Source organism: Alloacidobacterium dinghuense, assembly GCF_014274465.1.
Classification (GTDB): domain Bacteria; phylum Acidobacteriota; class Terriglobia; order Terriglobales; family Acidobacteriaceae; genus Alloacidobacterium; species Alloacidobacterium dinghuense.
The window spans coordinates 206,328-229,354 of sequence record NZ_CP060394.1 but is presented as its reverse complement, the minus strand read 5'-3'; the positions used below and the strand labels follow the sequence as shown (position 1 = coordinate 229,354).

Sequence of the window (23,027 nt, the reverse complement as noted above, 5' to 3'; positions counted from 1 at the left end):
GAGAGTATTGCTGTCATTGCTGGGTTCTATACAAATGAGAGAAGAAAAATGCATGAGTAGTGAAATGTCCTTTCGCAGGTTGTCACTGACCGGGCTCGCGGTCTTTTCGGTGGTGCTCACAGTCCAGGCCAAAACAGCCAAGGTCGCCCCTCCAACTCCTTTAACTCCAGCCCAGACCGAGCTCGTTCAAAAGGCGATCGCGCAGGAAAAGACAACAGTAAAGGCCATTCAGGAGCGCACTCCCGTAGTGCAGACTTACATCCAGAACATGCGGCCCGATCCTCAGCTTTACCTGATACCTGAATCGGACCAATACATGCTCGGCCGTGTCGATTTCGGCAAGACTTTCAACAACAAGGGCTATGAAACCAAGGCGAGTTCGCACGGATTTTTCAAGGGCTCATTCAAGTACGTCAGCGGCCTGACCAAGGCGTTCAATATCAGTTACTCATCGACCGGTTTCATGGACATGATGTTCCTCGATCCGGTCAGCTTTGATCAGCAGCACTACGACTTTGCCTTTGTTCGGCGCGAATTCCTCGGCAGCATCCGCACCTCTGTCTTCGACGTACGCCCCAAGCCGAAAACCGGGGCCGGGCGCTTCTCGGGCCGTATCTGGATTGAGGATCAGGATGGCAACATCGTCCGCTTCAACGGAACTTACACCAGCAACGCCAATGATGAAGTAACGCGCTATTACCACTTCGATAGCTGGCGGCAGAACCTCCAGCCCAACGTCTGGCTGCCTGCCGCCATCTATGCCGAAGAGTCGCAGGGCGGCACCGGCAAAAAAGGAACTGGTTTCCGCGCTCAGTCTCACTTCTGGGGCTACTCGCTCAAGCTTCCTACCCGTGAGTCAGACGCTGAATCGATGACCATCGAGAACGCTCAGGACCAGAGCGAGAACTCGCAGGACGTAAGCCCGCTCTCCGCGAGTCGCCAGTGGGTAACGACGGCAGAGAATAACGTATTGGATCGCCTGGTACAGGCTGGTCTGATCGCCCCGCCAAGCGACTTTGACAAGACCCTTGAGCAGGTCACCAACAATATCGTGATCGGCAACAAGCTCAGTCTTCCCGGAGATATTCATTGCCGCGTCATGCTCACCACTCCTCTTGAGTCGTTGGCCGTCGGTGACACCATCCTCGTCAGTAAGGGACTGCTGGACGTACTGCCGCAGGAAGAAGATCTTGCTGCGATCCTGAGCTTCCAGCTGGCGCACATCGTGCTCGGCCACCACATCGACACGCGCTACGCCTTTAACGACCGTCTGCTCTTCCCGGATGAGGCAACCTTCCAGCGCATCAACATGAACCACACCGCTGCCGACGATGCGGACGCAGCGAAGAAGGCGATGGATCTCTTCAACGGCTCGATCTATCACGACAAGAGTGGCAGCGTGAGCCTCTTCTATCAGCAACTGGTCGCGCGCTCAAAGTCGTTGCCCGCGTTGGTAACACCGCGCCTCGGTGATTCGCTCCTGAAGGCGGACGGCACACCCTGGATGTCTGGTTTCCTCAATCAGGGACCCAAGCTGAACCTTGCGGATATGAGTCAGGATCGCGCCGCGTTGCCTCTCGGCAGCCGTCTGAGAACGGATGCCTGGGATGACAAGGTATACGCCCTCAACCTCAAGGGAGATCAAATCCTGAACCCGCGCGACAAGATGCCTCTCGAACTCACGCCTGTATATTTCCGCCTGCAGCGGTACCAGACCGCCGCTCCGGCATCGGCATCTGCGCCCGCGCCCGCACAGCAGATGCAATCTCAGGCGCCCACAGCCGAGAACACCAACAACGCCCAGCCGCAACAAAATCCCCAGTAGGCCCGCTCAGCGGGCCTGCGGGTCAGGCCTGATACGCATCCAATCCTCTATCAGGCCTAATCTCGCTTTACAATTGATTGATTCTATTCCTTGGCCGATCACACTTTTGGAGATCGCTGCGTGTTTCAGAAACTCTTTGCTTTTGCACTTCTTCTACTTCCCCTGTCTACGTCAGCTCAAGTTGCACCAGCCGTAAGCGGGCATGGCTGGTCGTTATCCGCCGGCGCTGAATACTCGAACTTCCAGCCGGACTGGGGTCCCGACCGCCTGCAAGGAATTGCCGTTTTCGCGGATGTCGATCACATTTTGCTGCGAAATCTTGGCGCAGAGGGCGAGGCTCGCTGGCTGCGCTTTAGTCCACCCCAGGGCGAGACGGAAGACAACTACCTGCTCGGACCCCGCTACAGAGTTTGGCGCCATCACGCGCTTTCTTTATATGGAAAATTCCTCCTGGGTGGAGGATGGATCACGTATTATCCCTCGACCATCGGCAGCGGAAGCTACTTCGCCTATGCTCCGGGCGGAACAGCCGAATTCCGTGTCGCTCGTCGCTGGAGCGTCCGCGGAGACTATGAATACCAGTTCTGGCCCTCGGCTCCTGGCCTTGCTTTCACCTTTCCGAACCCCAGCCACGGACTGAGTCCCAACGGCTTCAGCGTGGGTGCTTCCTACAAAATCTTCTAGGACAAATTCACATCAAGCAAAAGCCCCGGAATTCTCCGGGGCTTTTGCTTCTCTTCTCAGAAAAACTAGAAGTGGTAGGCTACGCCGATCGTCGGATTGCTGATGTTGTAGTAGCGGTTCGTCCGATACTGTTCCAATCCAAAGTTCGGAGCCTTGACGACAATGCCGCGGTACTCCGCGCGAATGTCCCAGCTTGGGCTCAGCTCATACGCAATGCCGGCGCCATACAACGCACCAATGTTGGTGCTCTGCTTGGCGTCTAGATCTGTCGTCTTCTGGTCCTTGATCGGCCCAAAAATGTAACCGCCAATACCGGCTTCCACAAAAGGGTTGAAGTTCTTGAACGTGAAGTTGTAGACATATGCGCCGGAAATTTCCTGCATGCGCGTGTGCACGCGGATCGAGTTAAAGCTCGTCACAAACTTCTGGATGTCCTGGTTGTACTGGTAATTCAGTTCAAGTGCGCTGCGTGGTGTAAGCATGTACCGGTAGCTGGCCACAACGCCGTATACGCCGATCGTTCCATCCTGCTGTACCGTATTGCCAACCACGTGAGGGGGAATCAACGCTGCCCAGCTTAAGCTCGCGTCCTGCCTGCTCTCCTGTGCAAATCCAGCCGCTGCCGAAAATGACAGCAACGCCAAAGACAACAAAATTTTCTTCATCCGTTTTCGTGAACCTCTCGCCTGCTAAAAGCACCGCAGGCACAACGCCTCTCGGGCTCGTCGATTTTTAAGTGTGGTGGACCGAATAGCCCACCTCGCCATTGTACCTGCCAGAGGCCATTTGCACAGCTACCGCTGACTCTGTTTAGACGCATCCGGCTTTTTCTCGTCGCCATGCTTTTTCTCAACATAGAGAAATGGCGTGCCCCGGTCTTCGGCCAGCGTTCGCACCACGCGCAAAAAGGCCAGTGCCGCGTACGACAAAGTACCCTGCTTACGATACACAAGCCACAGCTGCCGCGAACAATCGAGCTCCGGAACCGCCACCGACACCAACTCGCCGCGCACGATCTCCGTCTGCACCGACAATGCCGGAACCAGCGCGACACCATTTCCGGTGGCGACAAAACGTTTGATCGCCTCCAGACTCGGCAATTCCACACCAATATTTAGAGGAGTCCTGTGTTTCGCAAATGATTCTTCCACCAGCTTCCGCCTTGGCGATGCGACATTGTGCGCGACAAAATTCTCCGCGCCCAGATCACGAATCTGGACCTGCTCCTCGCGCGCCAGCACATGCTTCGGCGGCACGACAAACACAAGGTCATCCGCATACACAGCGATCGCCGCCAGCTGATCTTCGTCCGGCTGAAAAGAGACAATGCCAATCTCGGCCGTGCGCCGCAGCACCTCGTCCGGAATGCGGCTCGCCAACGATCGCTGGACCATAATCGATATCTGCGGACACAGACGGCGAAACTCATCCAGCACCGGAAGCAGATACAGGCAGGTGTACTCATTAGCGGCCAGCGTCAGGCGCCCGCGCTCCAGCGCTCGTACTTCCTCAAGCGCGCTTGCAGCTTCATTGCGCAAGCGCAGCAACCGTTCCGCATAGTCGCGCAGCACCTCGCCCGCCGTCGTCAGCGTACCGTCGCGCGATGCCCGCTCAAAGAGTGGTTCACCAATTTCTTCCTCAAGTTTCCGGATTACCTGGCTCACCGCTGGCTGCGTTCTATGCAGCCGTATAGCCGCACGCGAGAAGCTGCGCTCGGCGACGACCGTAAGAAAGGTTTCCAGTTGGGATAATTCCATAAGGTTTTTACGAGTTAAGAAGCACTCACTGAGCTATCATAATCATAAGTTATGGTAATTCAAGAAATTAAAGATTTGAATTATGCTGCAGATTTTGCGAAACTTACTTTAGTCGAGGCTTCCCCGATATGATCCTAGACGCCACACCAGACAGGCTTCTTTTCTTCGATACGACCCTTCGCGATGGCGAACAATCCCCTGGCTGCAGCATGACCCAGCACGAGAAGCTGGCCATGGCCCACGCGCTTGAGGACCTCGGCGTCGATATTCTGGAAGCCGGTTTTGCCATCTCATCGGAGGGGGATTTCGCCGGCATTCAGGCAGTCGCCAAAGAGATTCGCCAGCCGCGCATCACTTCGCTCGCCCGCGCCAAGCGCGAGGACATTGAGCGCGCCGCAGCAGCCCTTGAACACGCCGAGCGCTCGCGCATTCATATCTTCCTTGCTAGCTCCGACATTCACCTTCAGTACAAGCTGAAGATGAGCCGCGAAGAAGCGCTCGAACAGGTGGCAAAATCCGTCAGACTGGCCCGCACCTACGTCGACGATGTGGAATTCTCCCCGGAGGATTCCACCCGTACCGAAATCGATTTCCTCTGCAAAATGGTTCAGGTCGCGATTGAAGCCGGAGCGACCACCATCAACATGCCCGATACTGTCGGCTACTCCGTCCCCAATGAATACGGCGCGATGTTCCGCACCGTTCGCGAGCGGGTTCCCGGCGCAGACAAGGTCATATTCTCCTCGCACTGTCACAACGATCTAGGCCTCGCCGTCGCCAACTCCCTCGCCGCCATCGATGGTGGAGCGCGCCAGGTTGAGTGCACCATTAACGGCATCGGCGAGCGCGCCGGCAACGCAGCCCTTGAAGAAATCGCCGCAGCCCTTATTGTTCGCGCCGATCAGTATCCCGTCGAGCATGGCCTCAAGGCGGACCAGCTCTTCCCCGCGAGCCAGCAACTCGCTAAGGTCATCAGCTTCGCGCCCTCCCCAAACAAAGCCGTCGTCGGCAGCAACGCCTTCGCGCACGAGGCCGGCATCCATCAGCATGGCGTGCTCTCGAATCCTCTGACTTACGAGATCATGACGCCCGCGTCGGTCGGCGTTCCGACCAACAGGATGGTCCTTGGCAAGCACTCAGGGCGCCACGCGCTGCGCTCGCGCCTCCATGATCTCGGCTACCAGCTCGCAGCTCCGGATCTCGACGCAGCCTACCGCGCCTTTACCGAACTCGCCGATAAGAAGAAAGCCATCTACGATCAGGACCTCATCAATCTCGTCGCGCATCATAAGCGCCACGAAGACCTGATCTCGACTGAACCGATCAGCGAAGCCAGCTGACCGGCAGGTGTGGGCTGCTAGGTGCGGGCTTTTAGCCCGCACAACAAGATCATGCGAAAGGGGGCGTTAGCCCCTGAGGTATTGCAGATAGTAACACCGGCTTTAGCCCGGTGAATAAGAACGAAAGAGCGAGGGGCTTTAGCCCCGGGGTTTTCGGAGAACATGCAAAGATGAAGCTGAAGGTTCTTATCGTCGCCGGAGACGGCATCGGCCCGGAAGTCACCGCAGAAGCGGCGCGCATCCTGCGCTCCGTAGCCGAGTGGGGTGGGCACGACTTCGAATTCCACGAAGCCCTCATCGGCGGCGCCGCCATCAAAGCACACGGAACTCCTCTCCCCACGTCCACGCTCGATATCGCTCTCGAAAGCGATGCCGTCCTGCTCGGAGCCGTCGGCGGCAATGAATTCAATTCCCTCCCCCCCGACCGCCGCCCCGAAGCTGGCCTTCTGCAAATCCGCCAGGCACTCGGAGGATTCGCCAATCTCCGCCCAGCGTTTGCCCATCCTGCACTCGCTGCCAACTCGCCGCTCAAACCCGAAGTCATCGACGGAGCCGACATCATCTTCGTTCGCGAGCTTCTTGGCGGCCTTTACTTCGGAGAGCCGCGCCAGTGGGATCGCGAAGCCGGCTCAGCATGGAACACGATGCGCTATACCCGCGACGAAGTCGTTCGCGTCGCCCGCGTGGCCTTCAATCTCGCTCAGAATCGGCGGAAAAAAGTCACCTCGGTCGACAAGGCAAATGTCCTTGAAGTCTCGCAGCTATGGCGCGCAACCGTATCCGAAGTCGCAAAGGATTTTCCCGACGTCACCCTTGAGCACCAATACGTCGACGCCATGTCCATGCACCTGATGAATACGCCGCGCACCTACGACGTGGTGCTTACCGAAAACCTCTTCGGCGACATCCTCTCCGACGAGTCCGCCGTTATCACCGGATCGCTCGGCATGCTGCCCTCGGCGACCATCGGCGGACAGGTTAATTTATATGAGCCCGTTCACGGCTCCGCGCCGGACATTGCAGGCAAGGGCCTCGCCAATCCGCTGGGCGCAATTCTGACCGCGGCCATGCTGCTGCGCCACTCGGCAAATCTCGAACAGGATGCGCTGGCCATTGAAACCGCAGTCCGCAAAGTTCTGGAGCAGGGCTATCGCACCGCCGACCTCGCCCGCAGCGAGAAGGACAAGAAGATGATCCTCTCCACACAAGCAATGGGCAAGCAGGTGCATGAAGCATTGAACGAAATCATCGACAAACGGCAAGCCATGCACGCCGTGTAATTGATTTTTTTTGAAGGCCGTCACTCTGAGGAGCGAAGCGACGAAGAATCTCAGCGATGTCAGTTAGAACACAATCGTCAGATTCTGCACTCCACACAGAAGGACAAGAATAAAACCGCCATCGGAGACGGCGCACAAAATTAAGGGTAAAAGCACCGGCCTTTAGGCCGGTGAATTAAGGACAGGAAGAAAGGGGCTTTAGCCCCGTGCAACAACAGAGGTCCAATTCAAGATGTCGCATCAAAAAACACTCTTCGAAAAAGTCTGGGAACAGCACCTTGTCGCCGAACCCGCAAACGAGCCCACGCTGCTCTACATCGACCTCCATCTCGTCCACGAAGTCACCTCGCCGCAGGCATTCGACGGTCTCCGCATGGCTGGACGCAAGCTCCGCCGCCCCGACCGCACTGTGGCCACCGTCGATCACAATGTTCCGACAACACCGAATCGGCTCATCATCGAAGACGCCATCGCCGCCAAGCAAATCGACACGCTGCGCAAGAACTGCAAGGAATTCGGCGTCGAGCTATACGACATTCAATCCCCGAACCAGGGCATCGTCCACGTCATCGGCCCCGAACTCGGACTCACCAAGCCGGGCATGACCATCGTCTGCGGCGACTCGCACACCTCGACCCACGGAGCCTTCGGAGCTCTGGCCTTCGGCATCGGCACATCCGAAGTCGAGCACGTCATGGCGACGCAGTGCCTGCAGCAATCAAAGCCGAAGACATTCCGCATCTCCGTTGAAGGTGAACTGTCGCAAGGCGTTACCGCAAAAGACATCGTCCTCGGCATCATCGGCCGCATCGGCACCGACGGGGCCACCGGCCACGTCGTCGAATACGCCGGCTCTGCCATCCGCGCGCTCTCGATGGAAGGCCGCATGACCATTTGCAACATGAGCATCGAAGCTGGCGCGCGCGCCGGCATGATCGCTCCCGACGATACGACCTTCGCGTATCTCAAGGGTCGCCGCTCCGCTCCGCAAGGTGCAAAGTGGGAAGAAGCCGTTGCCGAGTGGCGCGAGCTGAAATCTGATCCGGGCGCAAAGTTCGACCGCGAACTTGTCATTAAGGCTGAGGGCCTCACACCCTATGTCACATGGGGAACCAACCCCGGCATGGTTGTCCCAATCACCGGCAGCGTACCTGATCCATTGAAAGCATCTGAGTCGGATAAAAGGGCTTTCCAGCGCGCGCTCGAATACATGGACCTGAAACCCGGCACGGCCATCGAAGAGATCCCCATCGACCGTGTCTTCATCGGCTCCTGTACCAACTCGCGCATTGAAGACCTGCGTGCCGCCGCCAAAGTCGTCACCGGATATCACGTGAACTCCCATGTGCGCGCCATGGTTGTTCCCGGCTCGCATCAGGTGAAAGAGCAAGCAGAAAAAGAAGGTCTCAACAAAATCTTCCTCGAAGCAGGCTTCGAATGGCGCGAGCCCGGCTGCTCCATGTGTTTGGGAATGAACCCCGACATCCTGCAGCCCGGCGAGCGCTGCGCCTCGACCAGCAACCGCAACTTCGAAGGCCGCCAGGGGCGCGGCGGACGCACTCACCTCGTCAGCCCGGAGATGGCCGCAGCCGCAGCCGTCACCGGCCACTTCACTGATATCCGCCAATGGGAATACAAAGGCGAGGAGGTGCTGGCATAATGCAGCCATTCCGCAAACTCACATCCGTTGTTACGCCGCTCGACCGCGTGAACGTCGACACTGATCAGATCATTCCCAAGCAATTCCTTAAGCGCATCGAGCGCACCGGCTACGGCGAGTTTCTCTTCTTCGACTGGCGGCAGGACCCAAACTTCGAAATCAACCAGCCGCGCTATAAAGACTCGCAGATTCTCGTCACCGCCAAAAACTTTGGCTGCGGATCATCGCGCGAGCACGCCGCATGGGCGCTGTCCGACTACGGCTTCCGCTGTGTTATCGCGCCGTCCTTCGCTGACATCTTTCACTCAAACGCCGGTAAGAACGGCATTCTGCTGATTACGCTGCCGGAAGAACAGGTGCAGACGCTGCTCGACCGCGCCGCAAAAACTGAGAATTATAAGCTCCACGTCTCGCTGGAAGACGAAACCATCCATGACGACCACGGCTTCGAAGCAAAATTTTCCATCGATCCCTTTCGCCGCTATTGCCTGCTCGAAGGGCTCGACGACATCGGCCTGACCCTGCGCCACGCCGCCGCACTCGACGCTTTTGAAACGCAGCACAACGAAAAGTTCTGGCTCACCCCCAGAGCATAACCACACGGAGAGATGATTTGAGCCAGAACGGCAAAACTCAAGACCCGAAATGGAAGAGCGGAGCACTCACCGAAGGCCCCAGCCGCGCCGGAGCGCGCGCCATGTTTCGCAGCGTCGGCTTCACTCCTGAAGACCTGCACAAGCCCATCATCGGCATCGCCAACACCTGGACGGAAATCGGCCCCTGCAACTTCCATCTCCGGACAATAGCCGAAGCGGTAAAACAAGGCGTGCGCGACGCAGGCGGCACTCCGATGGAATTCAACACCGTTACCATCTCCGACGGCATCACCATGGGCACGGAAGGCATGAAGGCCTCGCTGATCAGCCGCGAGGTCATCGCCGACTCCATTGAGCTCGTCTCGCGCGGCAATCTCTTCGACGGCCTGATCTGCATCGCCGGATGCGACAAGAACATGCCCGGCACCGTCATGGCGCTCGCACGCCTCAACATCCCCGGCCTCATGCTCTACGGCGGCTCCATCGCCCCCGGTCATCTCGATGGCAAAGTCATCACCATTCAGGATGTCTACGAAGCCATCGGCGCGCACTCTGCCGGAAAACTCAGCGACGCCGGGCTCGAAGCTGTCGAAGCCAACGCTTGCCCCGGCGTCGGAGCCTGTGGCGGCCAGTTCACCGCCAACACCATGGCTATGGCCTGCGAATTCCTCGGCATCTCGCCTATCGGCTTGTCAGGGGTGCCCGCCTTTGTTCCGGAAAAGCACGCCGCCGCACGCAAGGCCGGAGCGATGGTCATGGAACTCGCCCGCCGCGACCTGCGCCCCAGCCAGATCATCACGCGTGAGTCGCTAGAAAACGCCATCACCGCCGTCGCCGCCTCCGGTGGATCCACCAACGCCGTGCTCCACCTGATCGCCATCGCCAATGAAGTCGGCGTCAAGCTCACCGTCGATGACTTCGACCGCATCAGCCGCAATACGCCGCTGCTCTGCGACCTCAAGCCCGGCGGCAAGTATGTCGCACCCGACTATCACAACGCAGGCGGCAGCCGTCTGCTTGCAGCGCGCCTCATCGAAGCCGCCCTGCTCCACAAGGGCTCGATCCACGTCACCGGTCGCACCATTGCCGAAGAAGCAGCCGACGCCGTCGAAGCGCCCGATCAGGATGTGATCCATCCCGTCTCGTCGCCGATCAAACCTACGGGTGGCCTCGTCATCCTCAAAGGCAATCTCGCACCCGAAGGCTGCGTCATCAAGGTCGCAGGTCACAATCGCCTTGAGCACCGCGGTCCCGCGCGCGTCTTCGACTGCGAAGAAGATGCCTTCCGCGCCGTCGATACAGAAAGCATCAAGCCGAATGAAGTCCTCGTCATCCGCTACGAAGGCCCCAAGGGAGGCCCCGGCATGCGCGAAATGCTTCAGATCACCGCCGCGCTCGTCGCCATTCCCGAATTGTCGGAAACCGTCGCCCTGCTCACCGATGGCCGCTTCTCCGGAGCCACCCGCGGCCTCATGGTCGGGCACGTTGCGCCGGAAGCCGCAGTCGGCGGCCCCATCGCAGCCATTCAAGAAGGCGACATCATCCACTTCGATATCCCCAACCGCAAGCTCGATGTCGAGATCTCCGAGAAAGAGTTACAGTCACGGTTACAGAACTGGAGGGCTCCCGAGCCGAAGTTCAAGCGCGGCGTCTTCCGCAAGTACGCCGACACCGTCTCCTCAGCATCAAGAGGCGCAGTCACTAACTAATTTCAGAGCCGTCATTCTGACGACCAAAGGGAGGAAGAATCTGAACGATGAAAGATAAATCAATATCGTCGGATTCTGTACTCAACCGGCAGGAAGAAAAATAAAGGAGTCCGCCAACAATGAGCAACAGCTCACAAAACGACTCACCATCGCCCAACACCACTCGCCTCACCGGCTCAGAAATCACCTGGGCCACGCTCGTCGGCGAGGGTGTAAGCGATGTCTTCGGCTACCCCGGCGGGGCCATTCTGCCTATCTATGACGCGATGCGCAAATTCCCCATCCGCCACATTCTCGTGCGGCATGAGCAGGGCGCAACGCACATGGCCGACGGCTACGCGCGCGCTTCAGGCCGCGTTGGCGTGGCCATCGCAACCTCCGGCCCCGGAGCCACCAACATGGTCACCGGCCTCGCCACCGCCATGATGGATTCCGTGCCCATCGTCTGCATCACCGGACAGGTTTCAAGCAAAGTGCTCGGCAGTGATGCCTTCCAGGAAGTAGACATCACCGGCATCACCCTGCCCATCACCAAGCACAATTATCTCGTCACGCGTGCGGAGGACATCGCGCCCGCTTTGCGCGAAGCCTTCCTCATCGCGCGCTCCGGACGCCCCGGCCCAGTCCTCGTCGACATCACCAAAGACGCGCAGCAGGGCTCCGCTGACTACAGTTTCGAAGCCGCCGCGCCCAAAGCATATCGCCCGCACCCGATGCGCGGCCACAACGCCGACTCCATCGCCGACGCAGCCCGCCTTATTCGCGAAGCGAAGCGCCCCGTTATCCTAGCCGGACACGGCGTCATCCAGTCCGAAGCCTACGAGCAGGTTCGCACGCTCGCCGAGCGCATGCAGATTCCCATAGCCTGCACGCTCCTCGGCCTCGGCTGCTTCCCTGCATCCCACGCACTCTCCCTTGGCATGATGGGCATGCACGGCGAAGCCTGGGTCAACGAAGCAATTCAGAAAGCCGACCTGCTCATCGCATGCGGCATGCGTTTCGACGACCGCGTTACCGGCACCCTCGTCACCTATGCGCCCAAGGCGAAGAAGATTCACATCGAGATCGACCCCGCCGAAATCAATAAGAACGTAAAGGTCGATGTCGCCCTTATCGGCGATCTCAAGCAGATTCTCGAAATTCTCCTGCCGCATCTCTCCGCGCGCACAAGCTCACCGTGGCTGCGCGAAGTCAACGCGAGCAAGGGCGAGTGCGCTGTACGCGACATCAAGAACCTGCCCGACAACGGCCATCTCTATGCCGCGCACGTAATCAACGACCTCTGGAACGCGACCGACGGCAAAGCCATCGTCGTCACCGACGTGGGCCAGCACCAGATGTGGGAAGCGCAGTACTACAAGCACGACCAGCCGCGCACGCTCATCACCTCCGGTGGCCTCGGCACCATGGGCTATGCTCTACCCGCAGCCATCGGCGCGAAAATCGCCTGCCCTGAGAAAGAAGTCTGGGTCATTGCCGGCGACGGCGGCTTTCAGATGACCTCCCCTGAACTCTCGACTATCGCGCAGGAGAACCTCGACATTAACATCGCCGTCATCAACAACGGCTTCCTCGGCATGGTGCGTCAGTGGCAGGAGTTCATCTACGAGAAGAACTATGCCTCTTCGCCTATCCTCAGCCCTGACTATGTAAAGCTGGCCGACGCGCACGGCATCCCCGGCGCTACCGTCCGTACACGTTCAGAAGTTGAGTCAGCCGTCAAAAGCGCGCGTGCATCCAACGCGCCGTTTCTCATAAACTTTCTGGTGGAAAAAGAAGATTCCGTTTACCCGATGGTGGCCGCAGGATCGGCACTGCATGAAATGATCCGCCGGCCTGACAACCCCATGATTGAAACAGCAGAAGACGCATAAGGACCAATTTGTAACCATGCTGCATACATTCGTCGCACTCGTAGAAGACAAGCCCGGCGTGCTCACGCGCGTTTCCTCGCTCTTTCGCCGTCTCAACGTCAACATCGTCTCGTTGACGGTCGGCCGATCCGAGCGACCAGGAATCTCGCGCATGACAATCGTCGCTCATTCCTCCACTTCGGCCGGTCACCGCATCATGGCCAGCCTGTACAAGCTCGAAAACGTCCTCGAAGTCGACGACATGGATCAGGTCGCGAACGTCAGTCGCGAGCTCGCGCTCATCAAGGTCGGAGCCACGCCCAAGACGCGCTCGCACATTTTCGAACTCGTCGAAGTCTTCCGCGCGCGTATCGTCGACCTCGCGCCCGAATCGCTGATGATCGAAATCACAGGCGTCGAAAGCAAGATCGAAGGGCTCATCCAGGTCCTGATTGAAAGCGGCGACCCGATCCTCGAAGTCTCGCGCACCGGACGCATGGTCATGCGCCGCGGCCATCACACCAGCCGCGTCCTTGAAGCCATGCGCGTTGCCACCGAGCCGGAGAACGAAACAAAGAACACCGCCGTCTTCGACCTGGTAGAAGAAGAGTCGAATTTTCAGAAGTAGGCTGTACGAAGCAGAATACAAACCGAACGCTGTATTCGGCTCAATCACATTTCTCATCCAGCCCGTCATTCTGACGACCAACGGGAGGAAGAATCTGAAAAGATGAGCGCTGAATCGGAATCATGGATACCTCGCAAAGCTCAGAGAAGGTAGAAGCACCGGGCTGATCGGGGTCCCCGAACGTGCGATGTTCGCGTTCTGGGGTGATTTAGCCCGGCGAATAAGAGATTTCACAAGAGAGGGGCTTCAGCCCCGGTCTATTCAAACGAAGGGAAAAAGAATGGCAAAGACGTATCACGACCACGACGCGGATCTCTCCATCATTCAGGGGAAGAAAGTCGCCATCATCGGCTACGGCTCACAAGGACACGCGCACGCCCTCAATCTCAAGGACTCCGGCGTTCAGGTGCGCGTCGGCCTGCCAACCAACAGCAAGTCCGTCGACAAGGCAAAGAAGGCCGGCCTCGAAGTCACCTCCATCGCCGACGCAGCCAAGTGGGGCGATGTCATCATGATCCTCACGCCCGACGAAACCCAGGCCGAGGTCTATGCAAAGGAAGTCGAGCCGTACCTCACACCCGGCAAGGCCCTCGTCTTCGCGCACGGATTCAACATCCGCTACGGCACCATCAAGCCTCCCGCCGGCGTCGATGTCTTCCTCGTGGCGCCCAAGGCCCCCGGCCATCGGGTGCGCGAAGTCTTCACCGAGGGCGGAGGCACACCGGGCCTCGTCGCCGTCGAGCAGAACGCCAGCGGCAACGCGCTCGCTCTCGCGCTCTCCTACGCCAAAGGCATCGGCTGCACCCGCGCCGGCGTGCTCGAAACCACTTTCAAGGAAGAGACCGAAACCGACCTCTTTGGCGAGCAGGCCGTTCTCTGCGGGGGCACAGCTGCTCTCGTCAAGGCGGGATTCGAGACCCTTGTCGAAGCTGGCTACCAGCCCGAGCTCGCTTACTTTGAGTGCCTGCATGAGCTGAAGCTCATCGTAGACCTCATGTATCGTGGCGGCCTCGCCTACATGCGCTACTCCATCTCAAACACAGCCGAATACGGCGACTACACCGCTGGCCCGCAAATTGTCACCAGCGAGACCCGCGCCGCGATGAAGAAGCTGCTCGCCGAAATTCAAGATGGAACCTTCGCGAAGAACTTCATCGAAGAAAACAAGACTGGCCGCAAGAAATTCGACGCGATCCGTAAAGAAGAAGCCAAGCACCTGATCGAAACCGTGGGCGCCGAGCTGCGCTCCGCCATGCCTTTCCTCGATCCTGTCGTCGTAAAGGATGGCGCGCCGCAGGCCGCACAACCCGAACCCGTCCAGGCGTGAAACCGGGTGCCCCATCCTGACGAAAATCAAGATGGGGTATTTTTTTTAACGATTGTCATGAGCGAAGCGGAGTCGAAAGACCTGCGGTGGACATCAAGTAGCACGAACAATGGCTCCTCCGACATTTCAGTGAGATGCGGGACTCTGCATACCGCCACCTGACAAGCTGTCATCCTGAGCAACGCGAAGGATCTGCTTTTTGCATCCATTGCCGCGTATTGCGTGTAGTTTGAACTTAGTGGATACAAAGCCACACAAATTTCATCTAATAAAATAATCAATAAGAGTTAAAGCGTATGACGAAGCATCTCTTTCCTCTCGCCATACTTCTTCTCGCTCCTGCGTTCACACAAGCACAGGCCCGTCCAGACTGCGTACTTAAGCCAACCACCCTCACGCAGATGCGTCGATGTTATCGCCCGCTGCTCGTCTTCAGCCCCAGTGCAACCGACTCGCGCCTCATCCAGCAGCAGTCCACGCTCGACGAAGCAGCCGACGATATGCTGGATCGCTTCGTACTCTTCGTCCCGGTCTTTGCGAAATCCACAGGCTACCAGCCGCCGCTCGATACCCCCTACGCGCTCCTCAGCGAAAAAGAACTCACATCCATCCGCAGCCGTTTCCAGATCGCAGAAAATCAATTTACAGTCTTGCTCCTGGGCGAAGACGGCGCGATCAAACTGCGCAGTCCAAACACTGTAACCATTAGCCGCCTCAATAGTCTTATAGATGCCATGCCCGATCGAAAGCTTGAAATGCAACGTCCGCACGCCAATTAGCGCGATTCAACGGTTTCTTGACGCCGATTCAATGAATCCTGGGCTAACATGTAGCATCGAGATAGGTAACGTCTATGAATATCGCTAGCACCGTAACTGCCCCCGAGAGTCTTGCACCCAGAAATCCGACTCCTATCAGCGAGATCGTCGCCGCGCTCAAGCGCGTCCAACAGCTGCAAGGCATGGAGGAGTTCGAATACGAGTGGCTGGCAACTCACGGCATTGAGCGTTTCGTGGAACCGGGCGAGACCATCTTCCGCGAAGGTGACCCCGCAAACGAAATGACCATCATGCTCAAAGGCGAAGTCCACGTTCGCCGCGAGCACGGCGGCCCGGCTGCGTTCTGGATCGGGCGTTCAGGCCAGATCACCGGCCTTATGCCGTACTCGCGCATGAAGACCTACGGAGGCCACGGCTACGCTGTTGCCAAGACCTGGGGTCTGCGCTATCCAAAATCCATTTTCCCCGAGATGATCGCAGCCCTCCCGTCCATGACCCAGCGCTGTGTCTCCGTGCTCCTTGATCGGGTGCGCGAAATCACCCGCATGGAGCAGCAGACGGAAAAGCTCAACGCGCTCGGCAAGCTCGCCGGGAACCTCGCGCACGAACTCAACAATCCAGCGTCAGCCGCGCAACGTGCCGCATCCGGTCTGCTCGATGAGCTCCATGTCTACGGACACGAAAAGTTTCGCCTCGGCGGTCTTTGCCTCTCTGAGTCGCATCTGCTCGTCGTACGCAAGTGGCAGGACGCCGTGCACGCGCACGCTAAGGAAGTCCGCGGCAAGACCGAAGACATCGCTACGCGCGAAGATCAACTCTCCACGTGGCTGCGCGATCACAAAGTAGAAGATTCGTGGAGAATCGCACCCGAGCTTGCCGAAGCAGGCGTCACGCCGGATGCCCTCGAGTGCCTCACCGGCTTTCTTGACGCTGATGCCATCACCGTAGTCCTCACGCAGCTCGCCTCCTCGCTGCGCGCGCGTGGCATGGCCGAAGCCATGCTCGACTCCACCAACCGCATCTTCGATCTCATCCGCGCCGTCAAAGATTACTCCTACATGGACCAGGCGCCCATCCAGGAGATCGACATCCCGACGGGTCTCGAAAATACGCTGACCATGTTGCAGTCGCGTTTGCAGCACGTCGAGATCGAACGCCGCTACGCGCCCGACCTCCCGCACATCAGCGCCTACGCCAGCGAACTCAACCAGGTCTGGATGGCGCTCCTCGAAAACGCGCTCGACGCCATCGCCGACCGCGGCAAGATCACGCTCAGCGTCCACGTCTCCGGCGACATGCTGCTCATCGAAGTGTGGGACGACGGCCCCGGCATCCCGCCCGAGTTGCAGGACCGCATCTTCGAGCCGTTCTTCACCACGAAAGCACCGGGCCTCGGCCTGGGCCTCGGGCTCGACTCCGTGCAGCGCACGATCCGCAAACACCGCGGCTACGTGCGCGTCCAATCCGAGCCCGGAGCTACCTGCTTCCAGATCCGCCTGCCCATCGAACAACTGCAGGCGTATTAAGCAATACACCGGGTGCCCCATCCTGACAAGGTCAGGGTGGGGCCTTTCGTCCGCGTCAGCACATGCCTGAAACGCCGTCATCCTGAGCGAATCGTAGTGGAGTCGAAGAGCCTGCCCTGAGCTCGCCGAAGGGACCCGCAAGAACAGTGTTCGTGCGAATCGTTGCTACGCAACGACCGCTTTTTACTCCTCCTGAACAGAGCAAGAAAGCCGGGTGCCCCATCCTTTCGCGCAATTTGCGAAAGGGTGGGAAAGCACGAACCCTCACTCAGCCCTGAGCGCCTCAGTAACGCTCTTCCTCGTCAGCACGCACTTAAAACGATGTCATCCTGTGCGCAGCGAAGGACCTGCACTTTCCTCTCCGCGGTAGCACGAATACGGGTACCCCATCCTTTCGCCCACTTTGCGAAAGGGTGGAAAAGCACGAACTTCACTCAGCCCGAAGCGCCTCCATAGGGTTCACCATAGCCGCCCGTCGCGCCGGCAAATAGGCCGCAAGTAACCCAATCGACATCAAAGTCAAAGCCACAAACCCAAGCGTCCAACCATCCCGAGCACTCACCCCATACAGATAACTCCGCACCACCCGCCCCGAAGCGAGAGCCAGCCCCAGCCCAATCACCACACCAGAAACAAGCATCACCGAAGCCTGCCGCAACACCAGCCACAGCAGATCGCCGCGCTGCGCCCCCAGCGCGAGACGCACGCCAAGCTCGCGCGTCCGCTGCGAAACAACATAAGCCAGCAACCCATACAATCCCGCCACGCACAACAGCAGCGCCGACCCGCCAAAAATCTCCAGCAGATGCGCCGCCAGCCGCTGGCTGCCAAACGAATCCTCGACCACCTGGTTCATAGTCGTAAAGTTGCTCCCAGCAAGCGCCGGATCAGCCTGCCTTAACACCTCGCGCAACTCGGGAATCATCACCTTCGGATCGCGATCCGTACGCACCGCCAGATCCATCGCAATCCCCTCCAGCGTCTTATAAACTCCGCTCTCAGGGGTGATCTGCGAAATCGAGGCCTCAATCTCCGGCGTCGATGGCTCAGCGACCGCACTTTGCCGCATGTCGTCAAGCACGCCTACAATCTCTGCATCTTTCCCCTCAGTAATGTGCCACAGCTTCATTCCGATTACCTTGCTCAAGTCCTGCTGGTCTGGTGAATACTCTCGAGCAAAGGCGCGATTGACGACGAATACCGGCTGCGACGATGGCGTATCCTGCTGATTGAAAAAACGCCCTGCCAACATCTTGAAACCAAATACCTGTTGCAAATCCGGTGTCGCAGCTTTCAGCAGACTGACTACTTTCCACGATTTTCTGTTCGGAGACTGCGAAGCGTCCATCTTCAATTCAAGATGAATATTGAATGTCCCTCCCAGCGGCACCTCCGTCATCAGCCCCGCGGATTGCACGCCCGGCAAGTGCTTCGCTCGCTCCAGCAGCGGTAGATAAAGACTATGCGTCATGTTCTGGCCCCCGAATTTGTAACCGGGGATATGCAAATTCGCCACAATGATACGGTCGGTACGAAATCCAAGCGGCACATGCCGCAGCGCATAGATCGTCCTCAGCAACAACCCGCAACCGACCAGCAACGTCAGCGACAAAGCAATCTCAACCACCACCAACACACCGCGCATACGATGTTGTCCGCGCGCGTTCCCTGCCTGCAGTCCACCCTGCTTCAACGCCGGTTCAATCGGAGCATGTGCCGCCATCCATGCTGGCCAGATCGACGAAACCAGCGCAGAAACAACCGTCAGCAACAACAGCCCGGCAATCATCCGCCAGTCCGGAGCAATTGCCACCGGAAACGGCAGATGATGCTTGATTCCGCCAGCAAACAATTTGACCGCTATCAGCGCCAGCCCAATCCCGATCAGTGCGCCGCATCCGCTCAGCAGCAATCCCTCCGCCATAAACTGCTGCATGATGCGCCACCGTCCCGCGCCCAGAGCGCCACGCACGGCAACTTCGCGCTGGCGCACCATCGCGCGCGCCAGCAGAAGATTCGTCACATTCACGCAGGCAATCAGCCAGAGCACGCCTGAAGCAGCCAGCAACATTTCCAACGCGCGCTTCGTGTCTTTCTCAACTAACGATCCGGAATAGCTTCCAATCCATACTCCGGAACGCTCTTGCCGTATCTCAGGATCTACATATCCAACCGCAATCTGCTTCTGCAGCGTCGTCAGCTCCGCTTCCCCCTGCGCGGCCCTCACGCCGGAATTCAACCGTCCAAGCACGGTGTACAGTGGCGTTCCATCCGTGCGACCATTGTCCGTATCACCCAACTGCGCCAGGCTCCACACCTCCGGAGTCTCCGGATCGAAGGGAAAAGAAAATCCGCGCGGCATGACACCCACCACCACATAAGGCTCGCCGCTGATCTTTACCGACTGACCCAGAACGTTCGGCTCGCCGCCAAACATCGACCGCCAAAGAGCATCACTGATGACCACGCTCCTTTCATCGGCGTTCTTTGCAAACCCATCCGGATCGTTGCGGAAATCACGCCCCAGCGCCGGAGCAGTTCCGAGCACGCCGAATAAATTCGCGCTCACCTTGTAGAAGGCCACGCCTTCTGTCACCGTTTTTCCTTCGAGAAAATTCCGCCCGTTCGCCTGCACAAAAAATCCGATGCTCTCGAAGCTCCTGCTCCACTTCCGCCACTCCTCCAGATCGAGATACGGCGCGCCGGCTCTGTAATCGTGCTCATTTCTCTGGCTCGCATCGTTGATATAAACAAGTCTGCCCGCATCTCTATAAGGCAGCGGCCGCAACATCACCCGGTCGACAACCGTAAACATGGCCGCGGGAGCAGCAATCCCCAGCGCCAGCGTCGCAATCACTGTCACCGCAAACGCAGGCGATTTCCGCAGCTGCCGAACCGCATAGCGCACATCCTGCAGCAGCCGCTCCAGCCACACCCATCCCCACGCCTCACGAGCCACATCCTTAACGAGAGCGACATTCCCTATCTCGCGCTCCACTGCACGGCGTGCAGCCGCTTCATCTTCCCCGCGCATCACCCGCTCCGCCACGGCCATGCGGAAATGCGCCTCAATCTCCGCATCCAGTTCGTTCCTCTTCCGCCGCCACCTCATCACTCTCTATCTCCCACTCTCACCGCTGTCATCCTGAGCGAAGCGCCGTAGGCGCCTAGCCGAAGGACCCGCACGAACAAAGTTTGTGCGAATCGTTGCGTAGCAACGACCGCTTTTGCCCTCCTAAATGGCAGCCCAGACAAGGGTGCCCCACATCTTGAAAAGATGTGGGATCACACCACACCGGGAGCAACAATGGGTGCCCCATCCTTTCGCGCATTTTGCGAAAGGGTGGGAAAGCAATCCACACAATCAGCCGCAGTCCGTGCCCAGCACTCCGCCAATCGCCGCCACCATCTGCTCCCATCGATCACGGTTCTCCGCCAGCTGCTCCTTCCCCGCCGCCGTAATCCGGTAATACTTCGCCTTCTGCTTGCTCTCCGTAACCCGCCACTCCGACTCGACCCACTTCTGCCGCTCCAGCCGATGCAGCGCCGGATACAGTGACCCCGTCTCCACCTGCAGCACCTCACCCGAGCTCGCCCGAATCGCCTGGCTGATGCCGTACCCATGCTGTGGCCCCCACTGCAGCGTCTGCAGAATCAGCATGTCCAGCGTCCCCTGCAACAGCTCGATCCTGTTCTTGTAAATTTCCTTCGCCATAAGATGTAGACACTCTACAACCGCAGCAGTAGCCTGTCTACATCCAAGTCTCGCAGTCTCAAATATGCCGTCAGTCTGGCGACCATCGGGAGGAAGAATCCCAACGATCCAATTGAAGCTGTCAAGTACTCAGCGAGTAAACAGCTCGCTCAAATCAATGAAAAATAATGCCTTACGGCGATAGCGGCTTTGGCGTGTTATTTCGTTGAAGCTGCTATTCTGGATATAGGGGCACAGAAATCCCAAAGGGATCAAGCTCATCTGGCCGCCAGCAAGCGGGAATCCGGCTGAAGTGCAGCAGGGCATAAACGCAGCTTCCGGAAAATCGAAGGCCTTGCGAAGCAAGGTGGGGTAGAAGCACTGGCCTTCAGGCCGGTGAATAAGATCAGTGGAGCTAAGGTGGCTTTAGCGCTGGGTTTTCCTGGGACCCCCAGCTAAAGCATTGAAAACACTAGAAACACCCTAATCCCATTCGAATCAAACGGATAGCGGGGGATGATCCCCCGCTAAAGTATTGAAAAATAAAGGAAGCCTGAAAATAGGAGGGGAGGGGGATACCCGGGTCAATACCCGTTCGCAATCAAGTAATCGAGCGTCAACTCGAACTCAGGAGCAGACTTCTGCCGCTGCTCGAAGAACTTTATCATCACATCCGCTTCCAGATTCACCGGATCGCCAGCCTTGAGCGTGTGCAGATTGGTATGCGCGTAAGTGTGCGGAATGACCGCAATAGTGACGCTTAAACCGTCGAATTTGGCCACAGTCAGGCTGATTCCCTCAATGGCAATCGACCCCTTTTCGACCACATAGCGCGCCACGCTCTCCGGAACCGCCACGCGCAACCACCAGTCGGTCTTTGAGGGATCGGCATCGGGCGAAACCGGCTCAAGCCCCAGCAACGTCCCGGTCGCATCCACATGCCCTTGGACGACATGCCCGCCCAGCGGCGTCCCCGCAGGTGTCGGCAACTCCAGGTTCACCACTGTTCCCGGCCTGAGCCCCGCCAGCGACGTCCGGGCCACCGTCTCCGCCGCCAGATCGGCATGAAACATCGGAGGATCGACCGAAATATCCAGAGCAGTGAGGCAAGTCCCACTCACGGCAACCGAATCGCCCGTCCGCAGCCGCTCCGCCAGGCCGGGAGCCGACACGGCAACCCGCCGCGTCCCGGCCCGTTCCACAACGCTCAAAATTTTTCCCGTCGCCTCAATCAGTCCAGTAAACATCGATTAATTCCAAGGGTTATGAAGATAGCCTTCAAAGCAGACATCATCGCCAATAGCCTTCCATGAGATGCGCTTCATCGCCGGTTCGATTCGCCCGCCATCAGCCAGCAGCGGAACAGCATCTGAGCCAAGAAACCGAGGCGCATAGAACAGACACAGCTTATCCACGATCCCCTGCGCCAGAGCCGCGCTGTTGAGGCGCGAACCAGCCTCGAGCATCGCGCTCAGCACCTGCATCTCGCCGAGCCGCTTCAAGACGTGCGGAAGCGAAACATGACCATCAACCGCCTCGAGGCGCTCCAATCGAACCCCAGCATCTTCGAGGCCCCAAACACGATCGGAAGCAGGCGATGCATGAAAGATCAGCAAGTCGCCCTGCGCCGACTTGACCAGCTTCGAGCTGACAGGCAATCGCAATGAGGAATCCAGCACCACCCGCAGCAACGGCCTGCGCCGTGGCAATCCGCTGCGATCCGTCAGCAGCGGATCGTCGGCAATCACAGTATCAACGCCGGTAATCACCGCATCGGAAGCGTGCCGCATCCGCTGCGCCGCCGCGCGCGACGCTTCGCTCGTAATGTAATGCGTCTGCCCCATCGGAACATGACCTGGAGCAATCCGACCATCCAACGACACACCCGCCTTCAACGTCACGAAAGGCAAACGATGTTGGATGTACTTCGCAAACCCATCATTCAGAGCGCGCGCCTCATCCCGCAGAACATCCGTCGTGACAAAGATACCGCCTGCCCACAGCTTCGCAACACCCTGCCCATTCACCTGAGGATTCGGATCGCCAATCGCAATCACAACCCGGCTCACCTGGGCAGCGATCAGCGCATCAGCACAAGGCCCAGTCCGCCCCTGATGCGAACAAGGCTCGAGCGTCACATACGCCGTTGCTCCGCGAGCCTTCTCTCCCGCCTGTTTGAGCGCCACAATCTCAGCATGATCGAGCTTGTCGTACTCATGATAGCCCTCGCCGACAAGGCTTCCATCGCGCTGCACGAGAACGCAGCCAACCGCGGGATTCGGCGACGACACCCCAACTGAACGCTCCGCGAGTTCCAGCGCGCGAGCCATCCATTGCAGATCGGCAGGGAAAGCAGCTTCGTTGGGCAA

The 23,027-nt window shown here is 58.5% G+C and carries 18 protein-coding genes; 12 read left to right on the top strand and 6 right to left on the bottom strand.

The window, feature by feature from the left end; genetic code table 11:
- The first annotated feature begins 52 nt into the window (after window positions 1-52).
- Together H7849_RS00895 and H7849_RS00890 are read left to right on the top strand one after the other, a co-directional pair.
- Window positions 53-1,825 carry a M48 family metalloprotease gene (locus H7849_RS00895; RefSeq protein ID WP_186743567.1) on the top strand — a complete coding sequence of 591 codons (1,773 nt, stop codon included), beginning with the start codon at window positions 53-55 and terminating at the stop codon, window positions 1,823-1,825.
- A 120-nt stretch (window positions 1,826-1,945) separates the two neighbouring features.
- Window positions 1,946-2,509 (top strand): outer membrane beta-barrel protein, encoded by a 564-nt coding sequence (locus H7849_RS00890; RefSeq protein ID WP_186743566.1) that lies wholly within the window; start codon window positions 1,946-1,948, stop codon window positions 2,507-2,509.
- Window positions 2,510-2,574: 65 nt separating this feature from the next.
- On the opposite strand, the gene H7849_RS00885 is transcribed toward H7849_RS00890, so the two are convergent.
- Window positions 2,575-3,174 carry an acyloxyacyl hydrolase gene (locus H7849_RS00885; RefSeq protein WP_186743565.1) on the bottom strand — a complete coding sequence of 200 codons (600 nt, stop codon included), beginning with the start codon at window positions 3,172-3,174 and terminating at the stop codon, window positions 2,575-2,577.
- 129 nt (window positions 3,175-3,303) lie between these two features.
- Window positions 3,304-4,266, bottom strand: a complete 963-nt coding sequence (locus tag H7849_RS00880) for a LysR family transcriptional regulator (protein ID WP_186743564.1) — start codon at window positions 4,264-4,266, stop codon at window positions 3,304-3,306.
- 128 nt (window positions 4,267-4,394) lie between these two features.
- Here H7849_RS00880 and H7849_RS00875 point away from each other — a divergent pair, with 128 nt between their 5' ends.
- From H7849_RS00875 to H7849_RS00830, 10 genes are all read left to right on the top strand, one after another.
- Window positions 4,395-5,606, top strand: coding sequence for a 2-isopropylmalate synthase (locus H7849_RS00875; protein ID WP_186743563.1), 1,212 nt, complete (start codon window positions 4,395-4,397; stop codon window positions 5,604-5,606).
- Window positions 5,607-5,776: 170 nt separating this feature from the next.
- Window positions 5,777-6,886 carry a 3-isopropylmalate dehydrogenase gene (leuB, locus tag H7849_RS00870; RefSeq protein WP_186743562.1) on the top strand — a complete coding sequence of 370 codons (1,110 nt, stop codon included), beginning with the start codon at window positions 5,777-5,779 and terminating at the stop codon, window positions 6,884-6,886.
- Between the two features lie 232 nt (window positions 6,887-7,118).
- A complete protein-coding gene (leuC, locus tag H7849_RS00865) occupies window positions 7,119-8,546 on the top strand; it encodes a 3-isopropylmalate dehydratase large subunit (protein ID WP_186743561.1) in 1,428 nt (475 codons plus the stop codon).
- Entirely contained in the window at window positions 8,546-9,142 is a 597-nt protein-coding gene (leuD, locus tag H7849_RS00860; RefSeq protein ID WP_186743560.1) for a 3-isopropylmalate dehydratase small subunit, read from the top strand. Before leuC ends, leuD begins: the two co-directional genes overlap by 1 nt.
- A gap of 17 nt (window positions 9,143-9,159) precedes the next feature.
- Window positions 9,160-10,851 (top strand): dihydroxy-acid dehydratase, encoded by a 1,692-nt coding sequence (gene ilvD / locus H7849_RS00855; RefSeq protein WP_186743559.1) that lies wholly within the window; start codon window positions 9,160-9,162, stop codon window positions 10,849-10,851.
- 119 nt (window positions 10,852-10,970) lie between these two features.
- A complete protein-coding gene (ilvB, locus tag H7849_RS00850; RefSeq protein WP_186743558.1) occupies window positions 10,971-12,725 on the top strand; it encodes a biosynthetic-type acetolactate synthase large subunit in 1,755 nt (584 codons plus the stop codon).
- 16 nt (window positions 12,726-12,741) lie between these two features.
- Window positions 12,742-13,332 (top strand): acetolactate synthase small subunit, encoded by a 591-nt coding sequence (ilvN, locus tag H7849_RS00845; RefSeq protein ID WP_186747064.1) that lies wholly within the window; start codon window positions 12,742-12,744, stop codon window positions 13,330-13,332.
- Between the two features lie 280 nt (window positions 13,333-13,612).
- Complete coding sequence (gene ilvC / locus H7849_RS00840) at window positions 13,613-14,659, top strand: ketol-acid reductoisomerase (protein WP_186743557.1); 1,047 nt, start codon at window positions 13,613-13,615, stop codon at window positions 14,657-14,659.
- A gap of 296 nt (window positions 14,660-14,955) precedes the next feature.
- Window positions 14,956-15,438 (top strand): DUF4174 domain-containing protein, encoded by a 483-nt coding sequence (locus H7849_RS00835; RefSeq protein WP_186743556.1) that lies wholly within the window; start codon window positions 14,956-14,958, stop codon window positions 15,436-15,438.
- 74 nt (window positions 15,439-15,512) lie between these two features.
- A complete protein-coding gene (locus tag H7849_RS00830) occupies window positions 15,513-16,964 on the top strand; it encodes an ATP-binding protein (protein ID WP_251106522.1) in 1,452 nt (483 codons plus the stop codon).
- Window positions 16,965-17,394: 430 nt separating this feature from the next.
- On the opposite strand, the gene H7849_RS00825 is transcribed toward H7849_RS00830, so the two are convergent.
- The 4 genes from H7849_RS00825 to ribD form a co-directional block, all read right to left on the bottom strand.
- Entirely contained in the window at window positions 17,395-20,076 is a 2,682-nt protein-coding gene (locus H7849_RS00825) for an ABC transporter permease (RefSeq protein WP_186743555.1), read from the bottom strand.
- Window positions 20,077-20,328: 252 nt separating this feature from the next.
- Window positions 20,329-20,679: a PadR family transcriptional regulator gene (locus tag H7849_RS00820; RefSeq protein ID WP_186743554.1), complete on the bottom strand. Its 351-nt coding sequence runs from the start codon at window positions 20,677-20,679 to the stop codon at window positions 20,329-20,331.
- A 563-nt stretch (window positions 20,680-21,242) separates the two neighbouring features.
- Window positions 21,243-21,905, bottom strand: coding sequence for a riboflavin synthase (locus H7849_RS00815; RefSeq protein ID WP_186743553.1), 663 nt, complete (start codon window positions 21,903-21,905; stop codon window positions 21,243-21,245).
- A gap of 3 nt (window positions 21,906-21,908) precedes the next feature.
- Window positions 21,909-23,027 carry a bifunctional diaminohydroxyphosphoribosylaminopyrimidine deaminase/5-amino-6-(5-phosphoribosylamino)uracil reductase RibD gene (ribD, locus tag H7849_RS00810; RefSeq protein ID WP_251106521.1) on the bottom strand — a complete coding sequence of 373 codons (1,119 nt, stop codon included), beginning with the start codon at window positions 23,025-23,027 and terminating at the stop codon, window positions 21,909-21,911.

What these genes read in the sequence shown, in the direction of transcription:
- leuB (WP_186743562.1), top strand. Translation starts at nt 5,777, where the DNA reads ATGAAGCTGAAGGTTCTTATCGTCGCCGGAGACGGCATCGGCCCGGAA.
- H7849_RS00880 (WP_186743564.1), bottom strand. Translation starts at nt 4,266, where the DNA reads ATGGAATTATCCCAACTGGAAACCTTTCTTACGGTCGTCGCCGAGCGC.
- H7849_RS00820 (WP_186743554.1), bottom strand. Translation starts at nt 20,679, where the DNA reads ATGGCGAAGGAAATTTACAAGAACAGGATCGAGCTGTTGCAGGGGACG.
- H7849_RS00875 (WP_186743563.1), top strand. Translation starts at nt 4,395, where the DNA reads ATGATCCTAGACGCCACACCAGACAGGCTTCTTTTCTTCGATACGACC.
- H7849_RS00895 (WP_186743567.1), top strand. Translation starts at nt 53, where the DNA reads ATGAGTAGTGAAATGTCCTTTCGCAGGTTGTCACTGACCGGGCTCGCG.
- H7849_RS00835 (WP_186743556.1), top strand. Translation starts at nt 14,956, where the DNA reads ATGACGAAGCATCTCTTTCCTCTCGCCATACTTCTTCTCGCTCCTGCG.
- H7849_RS00815 (WP_186743553.1), bottom strand. Translation starts at nt 21,905, where the DNA reads ATGTTTACTGGACTGATTGAGGCGACGGGAAAAATTTTGAGCGTTGTG.
- H7849_RS00830 (WP_251106522.1), top strand. Translation starts at nt 15,513, where the DNA reads ATGAATATCGCTAGCACCGTAACTGCCCCCGAGAGTCTTGCACCCAGA.
- leuD (WP_186743560.1), top strand. Translation starts at nt 8,546, where the DNA reads ATGCAGCCATTCCGCAAACTCACATCCGTTGTTACGCCGCTCGACCGC.
- ilvN (WP_186747064.1), top strand. Translation starts at nt 12,742, where the DNA reads ATGCTGCATACATTCGTCGCACTCGTAGAAGACAAGCCCGGCGTGCTC.
- ilvC (WP_186743557.1), top strand. Translation starts at nt 13,613, where the DNA reads ATGGCAAAGACGTATCACGACCACGACGCGGATCTCTCCATCATTCAG.
- leuC (WP_186743561.1), top strand. Translation starts at nt 7,119, where the DNA reads ATGTCGCATCAAAAAACACTCTTCGAAAAAGTCTGGGAACAGCACCTT.
- H7849_RS00885 (WP_186743565.1), bottom strand. Translation starts at nt 3,174, where the DNA reads ATGAAGAAAATTTTGTTGTCTTTGGCGTTGCTGTCATTTTCGGCAGCG.
- H7849_RS00825 (WP_186743555.1), bottom strand. Translation starts at nt 20,076, where the DNA reads ATGAGGTGGCGGCGGAAGAGGAACGAACTGGATGCGGAGATTGAGGCG.
- ilvB (WP_186743558.1), top strand. Translation starts at nt 10,971, where the DNA reads ATGAGCAACAGCTCACAAAACGACTCACCATCGCCCAACACCACTCGC.